Origin of the sequence: Halopenitus salinus (assembly GCF_042662125.1) — an archaeon.
Lineage (GTDB): Archaea > Halobacteriota > Halobacteria > Halobacteriales > Haloferacaceae > Halopenitus > Halopenitus salinus.
Genome location: NZ_JBHSXL010000010.1, coordinates 30,794 through 49,295 on the forward strand (window position 1 = coordinate 30,794; position 18,502 = coordinate 49,295).

Consider the following 18,502-nt stretch of genomic DNA (forward strand, 5'->3'; position numbering starts at 1 on the left):
GGCATGTCCCGAACCACCGCCACCATACCGGACGACCTCACCGATCTCATGGAGGGGGCCGTTAAAGCGGGAATCTTCGAAAACAAAAGCGATGCCGTTCGTCATGTCCTGCGGGAATATTTCGAGGAAAATCGGAACGCCCGTATTGCGGCTGCGGTATCGCTTTACGGGGATGAGGAGATCACGTTAGGTACTGCTGCCCGGCTTGCCGGAGTCAACCGATTCGAGATGCGAGATATCCTGCGAGAGGAAGGCATCGAACTGCGGTTCGGTCCCGAGGACATGGACGCTGTGAGAGACGAAATCGAGGCCGCTCGCGATCTCGAATGACGACGTCGCCACGAAAGCCAACGGTACTCAATACCACCGTCCTTTCCAACTTTTCCCACGTCGATTCCGTCGAGCTGTTGGTCGATCTCCCTCGGATCGTGACGGTAGATGCTGTTCGCGACGAACTCGAAGACGGAACAAACACCCATCCGTACCTCGAACGTGCGTTAGCAAGGCTCGGGGAGGAGATCACCGTGATCGTTCCATCTAGCTCCGTGACGGCGTTGGAGGAGACGCTCTTGGAAACCCTCGATCCTGGTGAGGCACAGGCACTAGCCGTCGCAGAGGTTTCTGATGGCCTAATCGTTACTGACGACGGAGACGCGCGTGCTACCGCGAACCAACGCCAGGTGGATTTGACCGGGTCGATCGGGCTCCTGGTTCGTTTCGTCGAAGACGGTCACCTTTCGCCGGACACGGCGGACGAATACCTCACACGTTGGATCGATGAGGCCGGGTTCCGTTCTCCTGCCCGCGACTTCGACGTTTTTCTCGACGAGTGACCGTCTCGACCCGGGTCGTGTATTCCGGCCGGGGAGAACGTGTATTCCGTTCGGAGGGATAGTGGACCCCATCGGAAGACGTTCACCGAAGGCGGCTGAGCAGCTCGTTGTCGTGATCCAGCGTGTACCGCCGAAACGGCCTTGCCGCTTCGAGACACACGCCGCCTCGGATCATCGCCATCTGTGGAGAAGGCGATACTCCTCGTCCGGCGTGTACCGGCGGAACAGCAGACTGTTCGACAGCACCGAGACGCTGGAGAACGCCATCGCGCCGGCGGCGAGCACGGGCTGGAGCAGGCCGAGCGAGGCAAGCGGGATCATCGCCGTGTTGTACCCCAACGCCCACACGAGGTTCTGTTTGATCTTCGCGAGCGTCGCTTCGGAGATGCGGATCGCCTTCACGACGTCCACCGGATCGTCGCGCATCAGGGTGACGTCGGCGGCCTCGATGGCGACGTCCGTGCCCGACCCGATGGCCGTCCCCACGTACGCCACCGCGAGCGCGGGCGCGTCGTTGACGCCGTCGCCGACCATCATCGCCTTCCGCCCCTCGTCCTGGATGGACTCCACGGCGTCCGACTTGTCCTCGGGAAGCACTTCCGCACGGACGTTCCCGGGGTCGATGCCGACCTGCTCGGCCACGGCGTGGGCCGTCCGCTCGTTGTCGCCGGTGATCATCATCACGTCGACGTCGCGCGCCTGGAGCTGGCTCACGGCGTCCTTGGCGCTCTCCTTGACCGTGTCGGCGTTCGCCACCACGCCCACGAGTTCGCCCTCGTAGGCGACGAGCATCGCCGTCTTCCCCTCGCGCTCGAGGCGATCCATCGTCTCCTGGGCGGGCTCGTGGTCGATCCCGTTGTCGCGGAGGAGTTTCCGGTTTCCGACGAGCACCTCGCCGTCTCGCGAATCCGTGCCGTCCTCCCCCGATCGTTCGGCGGTCGGTCGGACCGCCCTGCCGTCGACGGTCGCTTTGACGCCGTGGCCGGGGACGTTCTCGAAGTCGTCCGGATCGGTCACGTCGATGCCGCGGGCTTTCGCTCCATCGACGATCGCTCGCGCGAGGGGGTGTTCGCTCCCGCTCTCGGCGACGGCCGCGAGCCGGAGCACGTCGTCCTCGCCGAGCCGCTTCCGTGCGGTCAGCTGGCCGCCTCCATCGGCGGCGGGAGTCCCGTCGCCGCTCGAGCGTTCGGCAGTCGGCTGATCGTCGTCATCGAGGACGACGACGTCGGTCAACTCCATCTCGCCTCTCGTGAGCGTCCCGGTCTTGTCGAAGACGACCGTGTCGACGTCCTTCGCGCGCTCGAGGACGTCGCCGCCCTTGAACAGGACGCCGTTCCGGGCGCCGAGGGTCGTCCCGACCATCGTCGCGGCGGGCGTCGCCAGCCCCAGCGCACAGGGGCAGGCGATCAGCACCGACGAGGCGAACACGATGACCGCGAACTCGAAGACCGAGACGCCGCCGGCCGCGACGGGACCCCCCGCGACGAGGCCCCAAAGTGGGAGCGCCTCGACGACGCCAGCGAGCGTCGCGGGGAACAGGTACCAAACGACGCCCCAGAACACGGCGTTCGCGATGACCGCGGGGACGAAGTACGCGGAGATGCGGTCGGCGAGGTTCTGGATGTCGGGCTGGCGCGACTGCGCCTCCTTCACCGTCTGGACGATCTGCTGGAGCGCGGTGTCACTCCCGACCTTCGTCGCCTCGACGACGAGGACGCCGTTCTCGTTGATGGTCGAGCCAACGACCTCGTCGCCCTCGTTCTTCTCCACGGGGACCGACTCGCCGGTCACCATCGACTCGTCGACCGCCGACTGGCCGTCGACGACGACGCCGTCGGTCGGGATCTGCTCGCCGGGGCGGACCTTCATCCGGTCGCCGACCTCGACGTCCTCGAGCGGGATCTCCTCCTCGTTGCCGTCCTCGTCGACGACCGTGGCCGTGTCCGCCTCCATCTCCAGGAGCGTCCGGAGCGCCTCGCCGGCCTGGCCCTTCGAGCGGGCCTCGAGGTAGTTGCCGAGCGTGATGAACACGAGGATGAACGCCGCCGTGTCGAAGTAGAGCCCGCCGGCGATCGCCCCGAGGAGGACCGCCACGGAGTAGACGTACGCGGTCGACGAGCCCAGCGCGATGAGCACGTCCATGTTGGCGCGGCCGTTCTTCACGAGCGCCTTGTAGGAGTTCTCGTAGAAGGGTCGACCGAGCACCAGCTGGACGGGCGTCGCCAGCGCGAACGCGATCCATCCGGACGGCAGGCCGAGGAGTTCGTCGCCGACGAGCCCGAGTCCCAACAGGTGGTCGGCCATGAACGCCAGCAGGGGCACCGACAGCACGGCGCCGAACAGCGTCAGCCGGAGCTGTCGACGGATCTCCTCCTCCCGTGCGGCCTCTCGGACGTCGCCGCCCGAGTCGTCGTCCTCGGCGTCCTCCCGGACGGGCGAGTAGCCGGCGTCCTCGATGGCCCCGTAGAAGTCCTCGAGGCTCGCCTCGGCCGGGTTGTACGTGACCTGTGCCTCGTCGGTCGCGAAGTTGACGTCGGCGTCGACGACGCCGGGCGTCCGTTCGAGGGCGTCCCGGACCGTCTCCGAGCAGTTCGCACACGACATGTCGGTGATCGCGACCGTGACCGAGTCGGTCACCGGCGTGTATCCGGCCTCCTCGATCGCGTCGTATATCTCCCCGAGCGAGACCGTCTCGGGGTCGTAGACGACCGACCCCTCGTCGGTCGCGAAGTTGATGTCCGCCTCCGAGACGCCGTCGAGGGAGCCGACGGCCTCGGAGATGGTCCGTGAGCAGTTCGCACAACTCATCCCCCGAACGTCGATGTGGCTCTCCCGTTGACTCATTGTCCGTACATACGGGCTCCGTATTCAGTGCCCTTTCCCTTTTGAGGCTTCAGAAATTGTGCGAGAATAGTTTGGAATACAAAGTGGATCGGGCAGCAAACCTGTTGGTTCGAGGCGACCCGAAACCGGATCTCCAGAGGCGAGTCACGGCAGCCCCTCCGAGACGATTCACGACCGGCCTCGAGGCGATTCAAAGCAGGAAGGTGTCCTCTCTCGCGCCCAGATCGATGAACGAGTCGACGGACTCGAGGAGGTCCTCCGACGTCGAGGACTCGAAGCTCATCGCCTCGACGCGGACGCCCTCGTGGCGCAGGTGCGAGCAGAGCCGCGAGAAGTCGCCGTCGCCGGTACACAGGACGACGACGTCGACGTGGCTCGCGAGCGTCACCGCGTCGAGGCTCATCCCGACGTCCCAGTCGGCCTTCTTCGTCCCGTCCGGGAACGTCTTGATGTCCTTGATCTTCGTCTCGAAGCCGATGTCGTAGAGCGCCTCGAAGAAGCGCTCCTCCTCGGGCGACTCCGCGCGGATCACGTAGGCGATCGCCCGCACCAGCCGGCGGTCCTGAACGGCCTTGTCCAACAGCGCCGAGTAGTCGATGTTCCGCGAGTAGACGCTCTGTGCGGAGTGATAGAGGTTCTGTGAGTCCGCGAGGACGGCGACGCGCTGGTCCGGGTGAATGTCGGTCATACCGGCCCTTCTGCCGCCTCCGTTATCAGTTGTTGGTAATACGATTTCTTTATTCAGCTGCACCGCTGTACTTTTCTCGCCCGATTCATCCTGATCCTGGTGTTCCATTAGTCGCCTGTTAGTCGTTACTTCTCTGATTCTTGATACTGTTCGCCGAGGGGCTTTAGACGCAGTTCTCCGAAGCCATATCGGGAGTGTGAGCCGACCCGAGTGAGGCCGTTCTTCGCGGTCTCCACCGGGCGGTCCCCGATGTACTTCACGACCTGCCCATGGTCCACCGTCTCCAGCCTGAATACCTCGCGCTGTTCGAGGATCTTCTCCTCGCGGAGCCGCAGATCGTCGCGGTCCTCGGCCCACCACCACGGGACAGGCCGGTCGCTCGCGTCGGGATACTCCGACTCCACCACGAACGGCGTCACGAGTTCGATGAGGTACGTCTCCGCGCCTTCGAGCCGCGAGTAGTCCAGTTCATCGAGGTCCACCATCTGAGTATCTTTCAGCTGGACCTCGCCGTAGCCGTAGTTCCGCTTGCCGCCGAACTGGAGGCCCTCCAGCACATCCTCGCCGAGCGGGAGTACCGCCGGGTCATCGGCGTGCAGGTAGGCGTGAACATACCATTTCGTCGTCTGCTGTTGCTTCCGCTGGTCCTCCCGGCGACCCATGATCGTCTCGTGGGCGAGTGCCGGGTGGCCGCCGTGGACGCGGAGATCGTGCGTGTTCAGCGCGTCCCGAGCGCGGGTGTCCAGCAACCATGGGTGCATCGCTTCCCGCTGTAGGAAGAGGTCGTCGTAGGCCTCGACGTCGGGCAGGCCGCTCCCGAGGTACGGGCGAATGCCCGACTGCGTGTGTTCCTCGGGGAACGTCCCGAACTGACCGGGGACGAAGACGCCATGACTGGCCGACACCGACCCGTGCGTTTCGGGACCGAGGGCGTGCAGGATGGCGTTCCCCGAGACGTAGTACGGGTGGCCGATGTAGTCCATCCGCAGCTCCCACAGCACTTGCTGAATCGCCGTCATCGGTCGGGCCTCCACTCGTGGTAGTCCTCGATGTACTGGAGCGCCGCGCTCCAGGACTGCATCCGCCGAAGGTTGGCATCGAGGGTCATGTCGTACTTATCTTGGCCGGTATCCAGCGGGTGCGCCGTCAGGCGGTTCCACACTGACGCCCACGACCGCCACGGACGACTCCCAAGCCGGGCCGACGGATTCCCGTCGGTGTTCTCGTCGATACGGAGCGCGAAACGGTCGCCGTCGAAGACCGTGCGGAACGGGACGACCTCGCCCGCCGGGTCCACGATGAGCTGGAGGTCGCCGAAGTCGTGGTCGGCCCGGTAGTTGTCCAGTAGCGCCGCCACGAGCAGCGTGTGGAACTTCAACGAGGTGTACGGTTGATACACCGACTCGTTGAACGCGGCGGCCACGTCGGACGCCAGCCACCGCTCGTGCGCGGTCTGTGCGTCCTCGATGCCGATGAGGTCCGACACTTCGCTCTCGATCGTCGCCTGCGAGAACTCACCAGGGGCGTAGGCCGTCTCGCCGGTGAGCAGAGAGAGTCGGTAGTGGTCGTCGTGGGTCGGGACGGTCTGCTCCTGCTTCTGCTGAGGCCGCGAGAGCGCCGCCGCATCGCCGTCCGCGCCCTTGGGCACCGACTGGTTCACGGGCACGCCAGCGAACACGTCGCGGGCGTCCTCGTGGCTCTCGCCGGTGAACTTGTGAGCGTCGTGCCGGAAGGCGGTGAGCATCGTGTCGGTCACGATTCAGCCTCCACACGTGCCGACAGTGCGCTCTTGAACTCTGGCAGATATTCATCGGCCCACTCGTCGTCCTTCTCCTCCATCTTCTGCGTCTTGCCCTTCCCGCGGTCGAAGACGCGGCGGAGCTCGGTCTCATTGTAGAACGGGTTCACGAGCTCGCAATCGACGATTCCACCGCCGAAGTTCCGCGCACCACCAAGTTGGTGCATGAAGTCGGTCTTGTGAGCGTCCAAGTAGTCGATGGTTTCGGCGAGAAGCGCGACGAACTCGGGCTTTATCTCCCGGAAGGAGAGGTGCCACGCACCGTCGAAGTTCCCGACGGCGTCCAGTTCGGCGTTCCGTAGCGGCTCACGGTTGTCTTCCGGGTTCCGGGAGACGACGTTGCGGTTGAGCCGCCGGTAGTGGCCTTCGGCCTGCCCGCGCGTGTAGTCCACGCTGGAGCGGACCGGTGAGAACTGGATCGGGCGGCGCATCACCTTGCCGGGGCGGTTCCCGAAGCCGCCGAAGAGGTCCAGAATCACGCACCCGTTGCCGTCTTCGAGGCAGTCGCCTTTCGGGTGATACCCGGCGTCGAGGTCGCGGTTGTAGACGCCGTCCTTGCGGAAGTTCGCGTTCGCCTCTCCGGGGTGGCAGGCAGTGCCACCGCGTTCCTGGACGACCTTCTCCATCCCGTGGCGAAGCCAACCAGAGAGGCTGAACGCCGGGATGATGCCGCCGATCTGGTTCTGCGGGTCGTCGTCCTCGTAGTTGCCGTTGCTGGCGTGGTGTCTGTCGGTCATGATGCTGTCGCCGACCACCAGCAGGTCGGTCTGGATTCGCACGAACACGTCGTGGTCGATGTCTTCAAGCATAGTTTCGAGTTAGCGAGTGTTGAGTGCAGATTCGAGGGCATCGAGACTATCGTAGCCGATACCACTGACCTCGTATTCGTGGAAGGTTTCGCCATCCTCGGTGCGGAAGATGCGAGCCGTAACGCGGGCCTCGTCTGCCGTCATTCACATACCTCCGCGATGCCGCTCTCGGGATCGGTGTTGGTCTCCCACTCCAAGCGCGCCTGCTTCGCGCGGACAACTTCGTCCCGGAGCTGGATTATGAACTCCTCGGCCTGATCGACGTGGAAGTCCACCGACGCGGACAGCTCCCACAAGTCAAACGTGATCCGGACGAGTTGCGTCTCACCGCCGTCGAGTTCGACGTGCTCGACATCATAGCCGACCGCTCCAGCGACCTCACCGGTGCCGGAAATCGTCACCGACGCCTCGCCGTCACTCATCGAACTCACCCTCCTGAATGGTTTCTTGGGCCTCGATCAGTCGGGCAGTCCACGCACTTGCTTCAGTTGCGCTGATGCCCGGCACCTTGCTCCAGTCGGTATCCTCGTGCCGGTCGATCAACTCCGAGAGAGCAGGGTCGGCTTCGATGTTCTCGCCGTCCGATTCGTCTGCCGTGCCGGAATCCTGAAGTCCGGCGGATGTCTTCATTGACATGGGTTCTTCAATCGCCTTGGGGAACCCGGCCCGCGTGTTCCAAGCACGCGGGCATTTCCTACGACAGTCACGCCCCGAGGGGCCGGGCTTCCTTCGTACCTTCTGCTACATAGCATACTGTAATAAGTGTTATGCCTTCTGCCACCGAGCAGAAGGTTGAAGGGAAATACCTGCTACTTAGAGAGTAATGGACGAAGACCGCGAAAGAAACAAAGGCGGCCGATTCGAGCCCGAACACACCGATGAGGAGGTGCTTGAGGCTGTGCGTACTCACGAGCCCGCGGGTACGAAAGAAGTGGCTGACGAGCTTGGAATCGCCCGTCAGAGTGCGGATTATCGCCTTCGGGGCCTTCTGGACGAGGGACGTGTTTCGAAAAAGAAGGTCGGTAATTCTCTGGTTTGGTCGGCCGAGCAGGAGTGAGACGGAGGACTCCGGTGGATGGCAAAGGATAAAGACGAGGACGCCGACCGTGAGCCTGAGTCGAAGGGTGAAATCCACGAGCGGTGGCAAGAGAAGACAGAAATCTTAAGCCGGTACACCGAGGCCAAGAGGCAGCTGCCAGATGATCGCCGAATAGATCCGTGGGGCTACACGGAACTCCCAGTCCGAAATCCGGCTAACAACATCACGCCCCCGCTGTGGGAAGTCATCAAATCAGAAGCCTACCGCGTCTACAATTGGGCGGAGAAAGGATATCGGTACGACGAACTGGAAACACCCGAGCATCGGCTTGCAAAGGCCCTCGGGAAAGTCCAGCTTCGACACTACTACTGGTCCAAAGGGAAAAACGAGGCTCTCACGGAGAATCTGGACGGAGAGGACGCAACGCGGCTGTATTTGTTCTTCGACCTCTCGGCACTCAACCAGTCGGAGGTTGCTCGTGCCATCAACGATCCTGAAATCCGGGAGGCGTTAGGCATCGAGGACTCGGTGAGTCAGCCGACGTTGAACCGGATGCCGGGGCGGATGGACGAGGATGCACGGCACTACTACGCGAGTCAGACTGAGACGCTGGTCCGGCAGATGCAGGACACGAAGATCGAATACTGGTTCCGTGACCCAACGCCGGACACGATAGTCACTGACGGTGAGGGGTTTCCGCCGGTCCAGGTGATCGCTCGGGAGCTGCGCTCGAAGACGTTCAAGTACATCCGGCTGAAGCGCGACGACAGCACGGAAGTGACGAAGGACGCCGCGCTCCGGGTGCTCATCGCCGCCACGAACGGGAATGGGTTCGTCAACGACGCCGCGAAGAACCTCAAGTACAAGCCGTTCTACGACGATGGCGACATTCCGACAGGCCAGAACCTTACGCACCACCTGCGGAAGTCCTCGCGGGAGTCAGTCATACGGATGTTCCGGGAGGCGAACAAGGTGCTATTCGATATCGCCGCCCGGCACGACTACTTCTCCGAAGAGGCAGAGGTTGCTATCGACATCACGGACTGGCCATTCTACGGCGACTCAGAGAGTAACGAATTCATCCGTGGGACGAAGCCGGGCCGGAACTACTCGTGGGCGTGGAAATATATCACACTCGCTCTCGTCGGGACCGACACACCGCTGATTCTGGTCGTGCTCCCCGTCAAGGATAAAGTCGAAGACACCGAAGTACATCCGCCGGATGCTCCGTTTGAGCCGGCAACACGTCGATATTGGCCGTGTCTACCTCGACGCTGGAACGGAGTTCTACAACTCAGATGCGATTTCGACCATCACCGAGCGGGGCCTGGAACTCGTGATGCAGGGCCGCAAGTCGGGGAAGACGGTCAAACACTTCCTGAACGGGATGGCGCGTGCCGATCCCCGGTCGTCGTACTACCCCTACGGGGTCGGCGACCTCGACGGGAACAGCTACTACGCGGTCGGATTGAAGTCGGACAAGACGGTGAAACTGCGCAAGTCAGAGGCTGATGTACCGATGGACGACTACACATACTTCTACACGAACCTGCATCCCGAAGAGGTTCCACCGGAGGAGCTTGGTGAAGCGTACCGGCGTCGGTGGGGCATCGAGACGGACTTCCGCGTGATTAAGGAGGAGTTCCTCGCCAAGTCAGCATCGCGGAATCCGGCGATACGGGCGTTTTACTTTAACTTCGCGGCCCACCTCTTCAACATCTGGACGGTGGCGAACATCCTCCGCGCCGAAGAGACGGGCGAGGAACTGAGCGAGGGGAAGCAACTGACTGCTGGAGAGCTGATGCAGGCCATCGAGGACGACCCGCGCGATCTTCGGATTCCGACCGAACCACCAGAGACGCGGCAGGTATTTGGAGATATACTCGACGCTGGCTGGGCCTCGTCAGACGCAGATTGATAGTAATTTTAGAGGGGATCTATATCCTCTTCCACCATATCATAAAGATCATCCTCAAGATTACGGGCAAACTGACGGACTCTTGGACTAAGACTCTCGTCATCTTTCCATCTTCGAACGAGTTCGAACTGGCGTGAGTATGATTCCTCAGTAGTCGGGCCAACTTGGACACCCGTCGAATTAATAATCACGGCGTGGATTGCTGACTGAGCACGATCGTTCCGACGAATATTGTCTATTCCTCTATCCATACATACTCTCAAAAGCCGGTCAATGTGGTCATTTAGCGGAGCAGAATCGCAATAATGCAGAATTCTGATCACCTCCTTCTCCGAGAAATCATCTATATCTTCGATGAGTCGTTCTACGACCTCAGCAGTCGGGAAGACAGCGAATAGGCCACCGTAGGCACTCCACTCGTCTGGGTCAACAATCAGCTCAACTACAGTGTCTACAGCCTCTGAGTATTGCGTGCTGTCACGCATCCGTTCTGCATCGATTGAAAAATCACGGGGGAACAACCCTATCCTCCTGTCTTGACGATCAACTCTTTCGCAGCAGAAATCAACGAAGGCCTTTGGATTACGCTCCGATACCTCCGATAGAACCATTCTTAGTTCATATGGTTCATTCAAACTCCGGAACGTCTCTGCTGCTGACAAGATTTCAGTCAACAAGGATTCCGATACGGTCTGCATTTCCTCTTCATCATGCGATGGAAGTACACGAAGGACAAATTCAAGCAGTCCTGGAGTGACCTCAGTTGAGTCAATAAGAATCTCCGCTAATTTATTCTCTGTCCACTCAGAGTTGTCTTCCCACTCACCATGGATACACCTTACAAGCTGAATAGCTTCCTCCTCCGTATGGGGTGCTGTATCATCCAATAATTCTTCATAGATATTAACAGCGAATGTCCGGTCAGAAACCAACAACTGCCGAATTGCAGCGCACGCCTCAACTACATTGTTTTTGTCAGCCGCTTCTTCGGCAATCCTCTTCGCTTTATCAGGAGATGAGATACTCATACCGGTAATGATAGATACTCTACATGGCTCTAGTGCGTCAGAATCTTGTTCAAGAATTTGATCGCTCATCTCGGGCTTCAGCTTGCCAAGCAATCGGAAGAACTGATTATATGTCGAACTCGAACGGGCTAATACCTCCTCAATCCGCTTAATTTCGTCATCCCACGGCGCGTCAATTGTTTCAATATACCCCGTTATCCGAGCTTCTTGTTCCTGCAATCCACGAACTTGTGGATTCATCAACCGCATTTGCTGGTAAAGTTCATTTTTCAGATACGCATCTTGGAGTGCAACCGCACTTGATTCGACCTCCAAATCTTCTATATTTCGAGTGATCAGGGAATCGAGCTGCTGGAGACTTTCTAAGTCTCTACTGAACGAAGCATAGGCCGTGGCGTAGCGATAAATAAGAACCAGCTCATCGCGGTTAATCAGCTCTCCAGTTCTCCCCTTATATCGAACTTGAGACGTGCAGAAACGAGACACCTTTCCAGCTGCATTCTTCCTGAGATGCTGCGAATCTGAATCCCAGACAAGTTCGGACAGAATCTTGACTGCTTCAACTCGAATCTGCTTCCGTTGTTCGGAAAGAGGTACTGGGCCTCGTTGGAAGAAGAATCTGTCACGCTCTGCTGGATCTTGGAAATGGTCTTCCGTTTGCTCGCGCGAAAGGTTACCGATAACATCAATTAGCTCATTCTTGAGTTCAATGTCCAAATCTGATTGTAGGTGATCTTCCAGCACAGAAAGCAGTTCAAGCTGGGCTTCGGGATGTTTCTCTCTACTTGGTTCAATTTCCTGTCGGATGTACTGGAAGACTTTGTTTCTAACCGCTGAACCAGGATAATCTCGGGCAATCACCATTAGGAGAGAGACGCTATCTTCTGGCCTTCTTAATAAGGTATGCCAGAGTATTTTCGTGCATCGAAGTAGAAAATTCCCCGTTGGAGTTGGATCCTCTAGCAGACCTGGCATCCAAATCTCATCTGTCTGGTCTGCGTCGTCAGAAACTTCTTCCTCTAAAAACGCAGTGACAAGCTCCAGAGCGAGATCGGGCTGATTATGGCCTAAATTCTCAAAGTAGGATAAGATCTGAGCTCGCTTCGTGATTGGTATCTCATCTGTAGATTCAATGTACTCTTCCACAACTCCATCTAGAATTTGTTCGGCTTCTCGGCAGTCATATCTTCCTGCTATTCGAATCAGTGTATCGACTAACGGCTTTTCAAAGTAATTGGAGAACGGTTTGTAGATGTCATCTTTGAAATCAAACGCCGGACCGGTAAAGAATGTTTTATAGGCTATATGTGTTCTAAGGGCAAGCGGCTGAATCTGTAGGCGGCCATTCTTGTCTTCAACGATACCAGCAGAACCCACAATTCGGCGGTATCGTTTCTCTTCTGATTCATTTAGTGGCAGTACATCAACGAACTCCTCCATGAGGTCGTCATTCTTCGTATTGAGTTGTCCAACAGCAGCAAGGTAGCCGATATACTGCTCCAGAGTAGATCGGTCGAGACTCGTGTGCGATGCGTATCGCTCTAGGTCGGCAAAGTTTTGGTCAAATGCTAGTGAAAATCTGTCCTCTTGCGACGAGGGACCTGAACCATCCGGTTCCTCAGAGAGCAGCCATTTGGCCAATTGATGTATGAGTAGAACGTTTCCCTCACTGTTGCTAGTGACCCAGCGCCAAGTATTGGGATCTCGAATTCCGTATTCGTTTTGTAGGAGATCTTGGATCGCATTCGCACTCAGCGGCCCCAAGCTCATCTGTTCTGTTGCTAAGCCGGAGCGTGTAGTCTCCTTCTGTCTGGTTGCTACGAACCAAGGCTGTTCTGTAAAGAGGAGCTTGATATCGTTCTCTTTTTCCTCCACAATACGGCATAGAAGCTCGATTTTCTCTGAATCTCGGGCATCATCCAGTAAGAACAGAAGATTCTCTTCCTCGTTAAAATCAATCTCGGATAGGCCGCGTTCAATATCAGCTAATGGATTCACTGCGTAAATATTCCAACTCGGTTTTGAGGACTGTATCCGCAACGCCGCCTCAAAGGCCAACCGTGTTTTTCCAATTCCTGATGAGCCACCAACAATCAGTGCTTGATATTCTGAGTTTACGAAGTTGGTTATTTTCTCAAATTCATCCTCTCTATTGGGCTCTGGTGAATCGCCAGAAGGCGCTTGGTTTCACTGTTTCACGGCTCGCTTGGTGTTGTAGACCGCACACATCAGGACGATCTCACGAAATTCGCGGTACCACGCTCGGGCACGCACCGCGTGGCCGAGCGTCCGCTTGATCGTTGAGAAAACGGTCTCAGACAGCGCTCTCTGGCCGTATAGAGACTCGTCGATGCGCGCGTTATGCGCGCAATCGACGGGTCGGAACTCACGGTGCTTGATCAGCGGTCTCACGCCTTCTTCGCGTAATTTCTCGCGTAAGTGCTGCCAATCGTAGCCTTTGTCGGCGGCGAGGCTGGCAATCTCGCCCGCGTTGCGGAGGGCGAGTTGCCAGCCGATCTGCGTGTCGTGGCGTTTCTCGGTCGTACAGTGAACGTCGAGTACAGCTTGTGTTTTTGTATCGACGAGCGCGGTCGTTTTCAGCGTTTGAACGCGGTAGTTCGTCCGGCGACAGTAGTGCTTGCTAGCGGTTTCACGGTCGAAGAATGTCGCGTCCATCGCGGCGTGATCGGCGGTGTCGTGCAGCTGCGCCGAGAGGCGCAGCAGCACTCGCCAGACTTTCATCTCGAACCTATCAAACGCCTTTACCAACGTCGAGTGATCAGGGAGATCGCCCTCTTCGAGGCCGATCTCGGCCAATATTTGTGGCATCTCACTCAGGAGATCAAGCGCCTCGCGGTAGGATTTCTCTAAGTAAATCCGGAGACAATGGAGCGAAACGACGGCATAGTCGGCGAAGCCACCACCCCCTTCGGGGGCGGCGGCTTCGCCTCGGCCACCAACAGCATTTTTAGCTAACGTGACCGCCTTGCTCGTGAAGCGGGAGATCTTCGACATAGGCATCGGCGATTTCCCGCTTCACTTCCTTTGATTTGACGACCTATCCCGTCGTCTTACAGCGATTCACCAGAGCCTGTGAAAGCAGTATACGACCGCTCATTTTGGTTTCGACCTGCTACTTTCTCAAGGGAAAACAGGATTTCTTCTTGGGTTTCCCCAAGCCGAAGGGCGTAATCGAATATTCTCTGATTGTATGCGATGAGAAGTTTGAATGCCAAATCATCATCTTCGGCTATTTTCTGCTGGAGTATACTCAGAAACTGGTTGGCCAGCTCCTCCTCAGAGATGTCGAGGTCCGGATCCAGCAAATCACCATCAATCGATGCAAGTACGTCATCCGATTCAAGGAAATCCCCACCATCCTGAAAATCATTAACTCGTTCTGCGATCTCTTCAGAGTCAAAAAGAGCAGGTAGGGTCTCAGTGTCTAGCTCTGGGTAGCGTTCAGCAGTCTCCTGTGCTGCTTCTTCGATTTTCTCATCTAAGAATGTAAGTTCCGAGTACTTGGTGCGAGCAGCGGTAGTCACCTTCGACGTAGCGTAGGATGCGACCTCAGATGCGAGAGTTGAAGCGGCAAACGCGGTGAGTGGGTCAGGCATATCTGGAGGATTCTGTAGCATGGAACAAGAACTTTGGCTGATTGAGACTCCTATAGAAGTTCCTGGCGGTCGAAACGTGACTCAGAACATGCTTGTAGCCGTCCTCTTCGTGTTGAATACATCTGCTACCAGCTGAAGTCATAGAAGTTCTTGACCAGACACTTTTCCGACGAATCTGCTATTTCATTCAAACATCGGGTTATCACGCATCTCTTCCAAGGAATATCCGGGCAGCTCAAAGTCATCTGGGACAGCGATATACGGGTCTAAATTTTCTTCTGACCCGCAGAAAATAGCGTAATCCAACTGGTTATTCTCATTCCATTCGGTGAATTCAGTTGTAACGACTACCGCGGACACTCGGCTATTGACCTTGAGTTTACCGCGCAGTCGCTGATGAAGCCTAACAAAATCGTCTCGAGATAGCTTCTCCAGATAGGGAACATCAATATGAAGGAGATTCGGATGCTCCTTATCAAATTTGCCTCTTGTAGCGTCAAACTGCCGAACGATTGGCGTAATCAGGTCGTCCTCACTGTCGAATCTTAGCCCAACGAACATTGGGTCAAAGTAGTCTGCTTCTCTGCTTGAGATGGCAACTTTGTTTTCATGTGTCTCAATAGTCGCTCTTTCAAAGTCCTCGTATAACTCTAGCTCTTCTCCGGTTTTAGCATATATTACGGGTTTGATATAATAGTCGTAGAAGAATTCGAGTTGTTCTCCCGCGTCCAATCCCGCTATTGGAATCCGCTTCGTTCTGGTATACTCTCGGTAAGGGAGTACTCGAATTGAACCAAACGGAACACTCACCTCTGCCTCGGTCGAACGACACAATTCATCCGGCAGATATTCATCAATTTTCTGAGCCTCTTCTGGTGTCGGAACTCTACTGAAATCAAAAAGAAAGATAGCAGGAGTTTGCGAAACCGATGTGAGCCTATTAATCAGAGACTGGTAGATTCCGTCTCGCTTATTAAGATCACCGGGTATTCCACACCGCTTGCATTCGATTCTGACTTCTGTGTTTTCGCAAGGAATCAGAATATCTGGGGCTTTTTGATTCCCTTCTTCGATGAATAACACTTCGTCCCCCAATTGAGAGTAGATACTTCCCACCTTGATTTCATAGGAAGATTGCTTGTACTCGTCGGGGTTTCGAAGTCGATGGGAAAAAAAGTCGCGAAGAGATTTGTCCACTGACTGGCCTTCGGGCGTAACGATACCAGCGGAATCCAATTCGGAAATGAATTTACCCAAGTTCGTGAACCGAAGAGCGGGTTCATTCGGTTGCCCTTCAGGAACGAACTCAGGAAACTTCTCCTCACGCTTTCCGAGGTATACAGAAGCAAGATGATACTGAATAAGTAGATCTGGCTTTTCGTCAGTTCGAAAATCGACTGTCTCATCCGGGTCGTTGTCAAAATGCTCTTCAAATTGGCTTTCTAGCCAATCTCGCCCGATGAACTCAACAGCAGTCTCAAAGGAATTGGTTAATTCCTCTCTGGTCGATTGCTCGACCGTATCTGTCATTGTTCGCAAATTGATTACATGAGTCAAAAGGGTTGCCTTGGTGGGAGAGATTTCATAGAGCCTTTCTTGAAAAGATGGTTCTGTTACCTGTAGATAGTCTATTACTCTCAGTATGACTTTTCGTCGAAATTCGATTTCTAAATAGAGATTAGGACCCGTAGCAGGTATTCATGGCCTGGCGTTCGTTCCCGTTTCCAACGGCATATAGATAAGCCGCATAGTCCTCCTGCTGCGTTAATTTGGTTGAATTGGAAGGGAGGGTTACGTTGTTAAACTCTTCATCCGCGTTTTGGATCTCACCGACTAACCGTCGTTCGACTTTCTGACCGTTTTCTTGCCACTCATACTCAACGAAGAATTCACGATTGGGGTTATAGGCTGTCAGCATATCACATTTCGAGTGAGTGTGGTCAACTACAAATTCAGCGGTATAGCCTTCGTGGGTATGGATATTCTCGGTAACAATCTGGGCTGTGCAGCCTACGACTTCCGAATCTGGCCGATTGGATGCTTCTATCTGTGGTTTAAGAGGATTATTGATAGTGATGGCACCGTACCCTCTGTTCGAACCTGGAACTTGAACGTTCTTGATACACCCGGGGAATCTAACCTCAAAAACCGCTCGCGAAAGAGTTGGTCCGCCATTATGACTAAATCTGACTCGATAGACCTCGTATCCAGACTCCCACGTGATGTTATCGAAGCGTTCTACGGTCGCGCCTTCCGGGTATCCAGCCTCGGTTTGTTGAACCTCCGCTTGCAAATCAGGAGTGGGAAATATTCCCGCTCCGAGAAAAACTGGCGTTACAAGAGAGGTTACGAAAGGAGCAATTAGGGGAGACAACAGAGCAGAGACTAAAAACCCGGCAAAGGCATTTGTCCAATCTATCTTCTCTCGTACCTTCCCAATCCTGTCCCGTATATCCATAGCTCATTAGCTCAGCTAAGCGGTAATAAAAGCACTTCCGATACTTCAAAAATTGGTTTATATCTGTGACACCGTAGACAAAGCCCTGGCGAGGCTTCCTTTATCGGTCGAGATCCTCTACACCTTCTGGTCGTCCTGTTGTGTAAACGATATGTCCTCTCAAGAAATCATCAAGCATAGTCATTGACTCATTGCCTTCTCCAACTAAGGATTGAATCGAGTCAACTACCCTGTTTTCTCCACCTCTCCCGAACAGATTGTGAAGGAGTCGGAGAGTAATATCAGCCAGTTCCTTACACTGCGTTGCGTCTGTCCGGTAGACAACCAACCTCATTCCGATTTCAACATCCTCCGTCGTATCAAACTCTTCTGGATCTGGTAGTTCGTCGACCTCAAGCCTCCAAAAGTATAGATACTCGTCTTTAGTTCTCTGATATTCATCCAGCTTCGCCTCTATGTCCACACTGTCATCGCTGGAGTGGAGAAGTCCCATATCAATCATGTGGCTCTGTTGAAATCCTCAGAGAGTTACATGTTCGTCCTGTAATTCGACGAGATGAAGCCCCTCCCGAAGTCGCAGATTCTCCGGTTTACTGAGAAGGCGATCCATCTGGCCCGCCGAGCTGTTTCTCGATACTCCTCGAAGTTCTCCAAACACCGCTATACACTCCCGCAGCACGTTGTTCTGCTGTGTCTCAAAGTGCGGAAGAACACGACCTACCGTGGCCTACTTGACGAACTGATCGAGATGCCACGCATCCGTCGTGTTCTCGGGCTAACCGAGCTTCCTACTGCTTCAACGCTCTGTAAGGCGTTCAACCGGCTTGATATGGCTGTGTGGCGTATCATTTTGACTCTCTCAGCGACGTTACTTCCGACGAGCGGCGTTGTTGGTGTTGATGCGTCAGGGTTCGACCGTAGTCACGCTTCGAAACACTACACAAAACGTGCCGAACTCACGATTCAGCAGCTCAAGGTGACGTTGCTGGTCGATGCGAAGGTGAACGCAATTCTCGATCTACACGTGACGACGACTCGAAAACATGATAGCCAGATCGCTCCATCGTTGATCAAGCGCAATCCCGACGATATTGATGTGTTGCTCGGTGACAAAGGCTACGACGATCAGAAGATCAGGCGGCTCGCCCGGCAACACGAAGTTCGACCACTGATCAAGCATCGTGAGTTCACGTCACTCCATAAGGCATGGAACGTACGCTTAGACACTGATCTCTACGGTCAGCGGAGTCAATCCGAGACTGTCAACTCAACACTCAAGCGGAAGTACGGCGCGTTTGTCCGGTCACGGCGCTGGTGGAAGCAGTTCCGTGAACTCACCATCGCCTGTCTCATTCATAACGTAGATCGATCACTCTGATCGGTCAATACAGGGGAGTAGTCTATCGGCGCTTCAGTAGCACAGAAATGAGCATAAGCGCCGCAAAGACGATTGAGAAGCTCATCACTCCG

The 18,502-nt window shown here is 56.2% G+C and carries 19 protein-coding genes; 5 read left to right on the top strand and 14 right to left on the bottom strand.

Annotation, left to right across the window (positions count from 1 at the left end; genetic code table 11):
* Positions 1 to 3 precede the first annotated feature (3 nt).
* Entirely contained in the window at positions 4 to 330 is a 327-nt protein-coding gene (locus ACFQE9_RS13525; RefSeq protein ID WP_379746029.1) for a UPF0175 family protein, read from the top strand.
* Positions 327 to 833, top strand: coding sequence for a PIN domain-containing protein (locus tag ACFQE9_RS13530; RefSeq protein WP_379745733.1), 507 nt, complete (start codon positions 327 to 329; stop codon positions 831 to 833). The genes ACFQE9_RS13525 and ACFQE9_RS13530 overlap by 4 nt, the downstream gene beginning before the upstream one ends.
* 171 nt (positions 834 to 1,004) lie before the next feature.
* Here the strand turns inward: ACFQE9_RS13530 and ACFQE9_RS13535 are convergent, their stop codons facing one another.
* From ACFQE9_RS13535 to ACFQE9_RS13570, 8 genes are all read right to left on the bottom strand, one after another.
* Entirely contained in the window at positions 1,005 to 3,677 is a 2,673-nt protein-coding gene (locus tag ACFQE9_RS13535) for a heavy metal translocating P-type ATPase (RefSeq protein WP_379745736.1), read from the bottom strand.
* A gap of 190 nt (positions 3,678 to 3,867) precedes the next feature.
* Positions 3,868 to 4,365 (bottom strand): LabA-like NYN domain-containing protein, encoded by a 498-nt coding sequence (locus ACFQE9_RS13540; RefSeq protein WP_379745739.1) that lies wholly within the window; start codon positions 4,363 to 4,365, stop codon positions 3,868 to 3,870.
* Between the two features lie 125 nt (positions 4,366 to 4,490).
* Positions 4,491 to 5,384: a hypothetical protein gene (locus ACFQE9_RS13545; protein WP_379745742.1), complete on the bottom strand. Its 894-nt coding sequence runs from the start codon at positions 5,382 to 5,384 to the stop codon at positions 4,491 to 4,493.
* A complete protein-coding gene (locus tag ACFQE9_RS13550; RefSeq protein ID WP_379745745.1) occupies positions 5,381 to 6,121 on the bottom strand; it encodes a DUF8168 family protein in 741 nt (246 codons plus the stop codon). Before ACFQE9_RS13550 ends, ACFQE9_RS13545 begins: the two co-directional genes overlap by 4 nt.
* Positions 6,118 to 6,972: a hypothetical protein gene (locus tag ACFQE9_RS13555; RefSeq protein ID WP_379745748.1), complete on the bottom strand. Its 855-nt coding sequence runs from the start codon at positions 6,970 to 6,972 to the stop codon at positions 6,118 to 6,120. The genes ACFQE9_RS13550 and ACFQE9_RS13555 overlap by 4 nt, the downstream gene beginning before the upstream one ends.
* 9 nt (positions 6,973 to 6,981) lie before the next feature.
* Positions 6,982 to 7,116 carry a hypothetical protein gene (locus tag ACFQE9_RS13560; RefSeq protein WP_379745751.1) on the bottom strand — a complete coding sequence of 45 codons (135 nt, stop codon included), beginning with the start codon at positions 7,114 to 7,116 and terminating at the stop codon, positions 6,982 to 6,984.
* Positions 7,113 to 7,394, bottom strand: a complete 282-nt coding sequence (locus tag ACFQE9_RS13565; protein ID WP_379745754.1) for a hypothetical protein — start codon at positions 7,392 to 7,394, stop codon at positions 7,113 to 7,115. Before ACFQE9_RS13565 ends, ACFQE9_RS13560 begins: the two co-directional genes overlap by 4 nt.
* Entirely contained in the window at positions 7,387 to 7,602 is a 216-nt protein-coding gene (locus ACFQE9_RS13570; RefSeq protein WP_379745757.1) for a hypothetical protein, read from the bottom strand. The genes ACFQE9_RS13565 and ACFQE9_RS13570 overlap by 8 nt, the downstream gene beginning before the upstream one ends.
* Before the next feature lie 193 nt (positions 7,603 to 7,795).
* Here ACFQE9_RS13570 and ACFQE9_RS13575 point away from each other — a divergent pair, with 193 nt between their 5' ends.
* The gene (locus tag ACFQE9_RS13575) at positions 7,796 to 8,029 is read left to right on the top strand and encodes a helix-turn-helix domain-containing protein (protein ID WP_379745760.1); all 234 of its coding nucleotides are present in this window, start codon (positions 7,796 to 7,798) and stop codon (positions 8,027 to 8,029) included.
* Positions 8,030 to 9,233: 1,204 nt separating this feature from the next.
* Positions 9,234 to 9,929 (top strand): transposase, encoded by a 696-nt coding sequence (locus tag ACFQE9_RS13580; RefSeq protein ID WP_379745762.1) that lies wholly within the window; start codon positions 9,234 to 9,236, stop codon positions 9,927 to 9,929.
* 8 nt (positions 9,930 to 9,937) lie between these two features.
* Here ACFQE9_RS13580 and ACFQE9_RS13585 read toward each other — a convergent pair whose 3' ends face one another.
* The 6 genes from ACFQE9_RS13585 to ACFQE9_RS13610 all read right to left on the bottom strand — a co-directional run bounded on the left by ACFQE9_RS13585 (position 9,938) and on the right by ACFQE9_RS13610 (position 17,534).
* On the bottom strand, positions 9,938 to 13,015 hold the full coding sequence (locus ACFQE9_RS13585) for a hypothetical protein (RefSeq protein ID WP_379745765.1): 3,078 nt from the start codon (positions 13,013 to 13,015) through the stop codon (positions 9,938 to 9,940).
* 129 nt (positions 13,016 to 13,144) lie between these two features.
* On the bottom strand, positions 13,145 to 13,972 hold the full coding sequence (locus tag ACFQE9_RS13590; protein ID WP_379745768.1) for an IS5 family transposase: 828 nt from the start codon (positions 13,970 to 13,972) through the stop codon (positions 13,145 to 13,147).
* Between the two features lie 56 nt (positions 13,973 to 14,028).
* The gene (locus ACFQE9_RS13595; RefSeq protein WP_379745770.1) at positions 14,029 to 14,574 is read right to left on the bottom strand and encodes a hypothetical protein; all 546 of its coding nucleotides are present in this window, start codon (positions 14,572 to 14,574) and stop codon (positions 14,029 to 14,031) included.
* A 183-nt stretch (positions 14,575 to 14,757) separates the two neighbouring features.
* The gene (locus tag ACFQE9_RS13600; protein ID WP_379745773.1) at positions 14,758 to 16,104 is read right to left on the bottom strand and encodes a hypothetical protein; all 1,347 of its coding nucleotides are present in this window, start codon (positions 16,102 to 16,104) and stop codon (positions 14,758 to 14,760) included.
* Positions 16,105 to 16,252: 148 nt separating this feature from the next.
* Positions 16,253 to 17,032 (bottom strand): hypothetical protein, encoded by a 780-nt coding sequence (locus ACFQE9_RS13605; protein WP_379745776.1) that lies wholly within the window; start codon positions 17,030 to 17,032, stop codon positions 16,253 to 16,255.
* A 100-nt stretch (positions 17,033 to 17,132) separates the two neighbouring features.
* Positions 17,133 to 17,534, bottom strand: coding sequence for a hypothetical protein (locus ACFQE9_RS13610; protein ID WP_379745780.1), 402 nt, complete (start codon positions 17,532 to 17,534; stop codon positions 17,133 to 17,135).
* 54 nt (positions 17,535 to 17,588) lie between these two features.
* Here ACFQE9_RS13610 and ACFQE9_RS13615 point away from each other — a divergent pair, with 54 nt between their 5' ends.
* Entirely contained in the window at positions 17,589 to 18,410 is an 822-nt protein-coding gene (locus ACFQE9_RS13615; protein WP_271933227.1) for an IS5-like element ISHla4 family transposase, read from the top strand.
* Positions 18,411 to 18,502 lie beyond the last annotated feature (92 nt).

What these genes read in the sequence shown, in the direction of transcription:
- ACFQE9_RS13525 (WP_379746029.1), top strand. Translation starts at nt 4, where the DNA reads ATGTCCCGAACCACCGCCACCATACCGGACGACCTCACCGATCTCATG.
- ACFQE9_RS13530 (WP_379745733.1), top strand. Translation starts at nt 327, where the DNA reads ATGACGACGTCGCCACGAAAGCCAACGGTACTCAATACCACCGTCCTT.
- ACFQE9_RS13535 (WP_379745736.1), bottom strand. Translation starts at nt 3,677, where the DNA reads ATGAGTCAACGGGAGAGCCACATCGACGTTCGGGGGATGAGTTGTGCG.
- ACFQE9_RS13540 (WP_379745739.1), bottom strand. Translation starts at nt 4,365, where the DNA reads ATGACCGACATTCACCCGGACCAGCGCGTCGCCGTCCTCGCGGACTCA.
- ACFQE9_RS13545 (WP_379745742.1), bottom strand. Translation starts at nt 5,384, where the DNA reads ATGACGGCGATTCAGCAAGTGCTGTGGGAGCTGCGGATGGACTACATC.
- ACFQE9_RS13555 (WP_379745748.1), bottom strand. Translation starts at nt 6,972, where the DNA reads ATGCTTGAAGACATCGACCACGACGTGTTCGTGCGAATCCAGACCGAC.
- ACFQE9_RS13560 (WP_379745751.1), bottom strand. Translation starts at nt 7,116, where the DNA reads ATGACGGCAGACGAGGCCCGCGTTACGGCTCGCATCTTCCGCACCGAG.
- ACFQE9_RS13565 (WP_379745754.1), bottom strand. Translation starts at nt 7,394, where the DNA reads ATGAGTGACGGCGAGGCGTCGGTGACGATTTCCGGCACCGGTGAGGTC.
- ACFQE9_RS13570 (WP_379745757.1), bottom strand. Translation starts at nt 7,602, where the DNA reads ATGAAGACATCCGCCGGACTTCAGGATTCCGGCACGGCAGACGAATCG.
- ACFQE9_RS13575 (WP_379745760.1), top strand. Translation starts at nt 7,796, where the DNA reads ATGGACGAAGACCGCGAAAGAAACAAAGGCGGCCGATTCGAGCCCGAA.
- ACFQE9_RS13580 (WP_379745762.1), top strand. Translation starts at nt 9,234, where the DNA reads ATGCTCCGTTTGAGCCGGCAACACGTCGATATTGGCCGTGTCTACCTC.
- ACFQE9_RS13590 (WP_379745768.1), bottom strand. Translation starts at nt 13,972, where the DNA reads ATGTCGAAGATCTCCCGCTTCACGAGCAAGGCGGTCACGTTAGCTAAA.
- ACFQE9_RS13595 (WP_379745770.1), bottom strand. Translation starts at nt 14,574, where the DNA reads ATGCCTGACCCACTCACCGCGTTTGCCGCTTCAACTCTCGCATCTGAG.
- ACFQE9_RS13600 (WP_379745773.1), bottom strand. Translation starts at nt 16,104, where the DNA reads ATGACAGATACGGTCGAGCAATCGACCAGAGAGGAATTAACCAATTCC.
- ACFQE9_RS13605 (WP_379745776.1), bottom strand. Translation starts at nt 17,032, where the DNA reads ATGGATATACGGGACAGGATTGGGAAGGTACGAGAGAAGATAGATTGG.
- ACFQE9_RS13610 (WP_379745780.1), bottom strand. Translation starts at nt 17,534, where the DNA reads ATGATTGATATGGGACTTCTCCACTCCAGCGATGACAGTGTGGACATA.
- ACFQE9_RS13615 (WP_271933227.1), top strand. Translation starts at nt 17,589, where the DNA reads ATGAAGCCCCTCCCGAAGTCGCAGATTCTCCGGTTTACTGAGAAGGCG.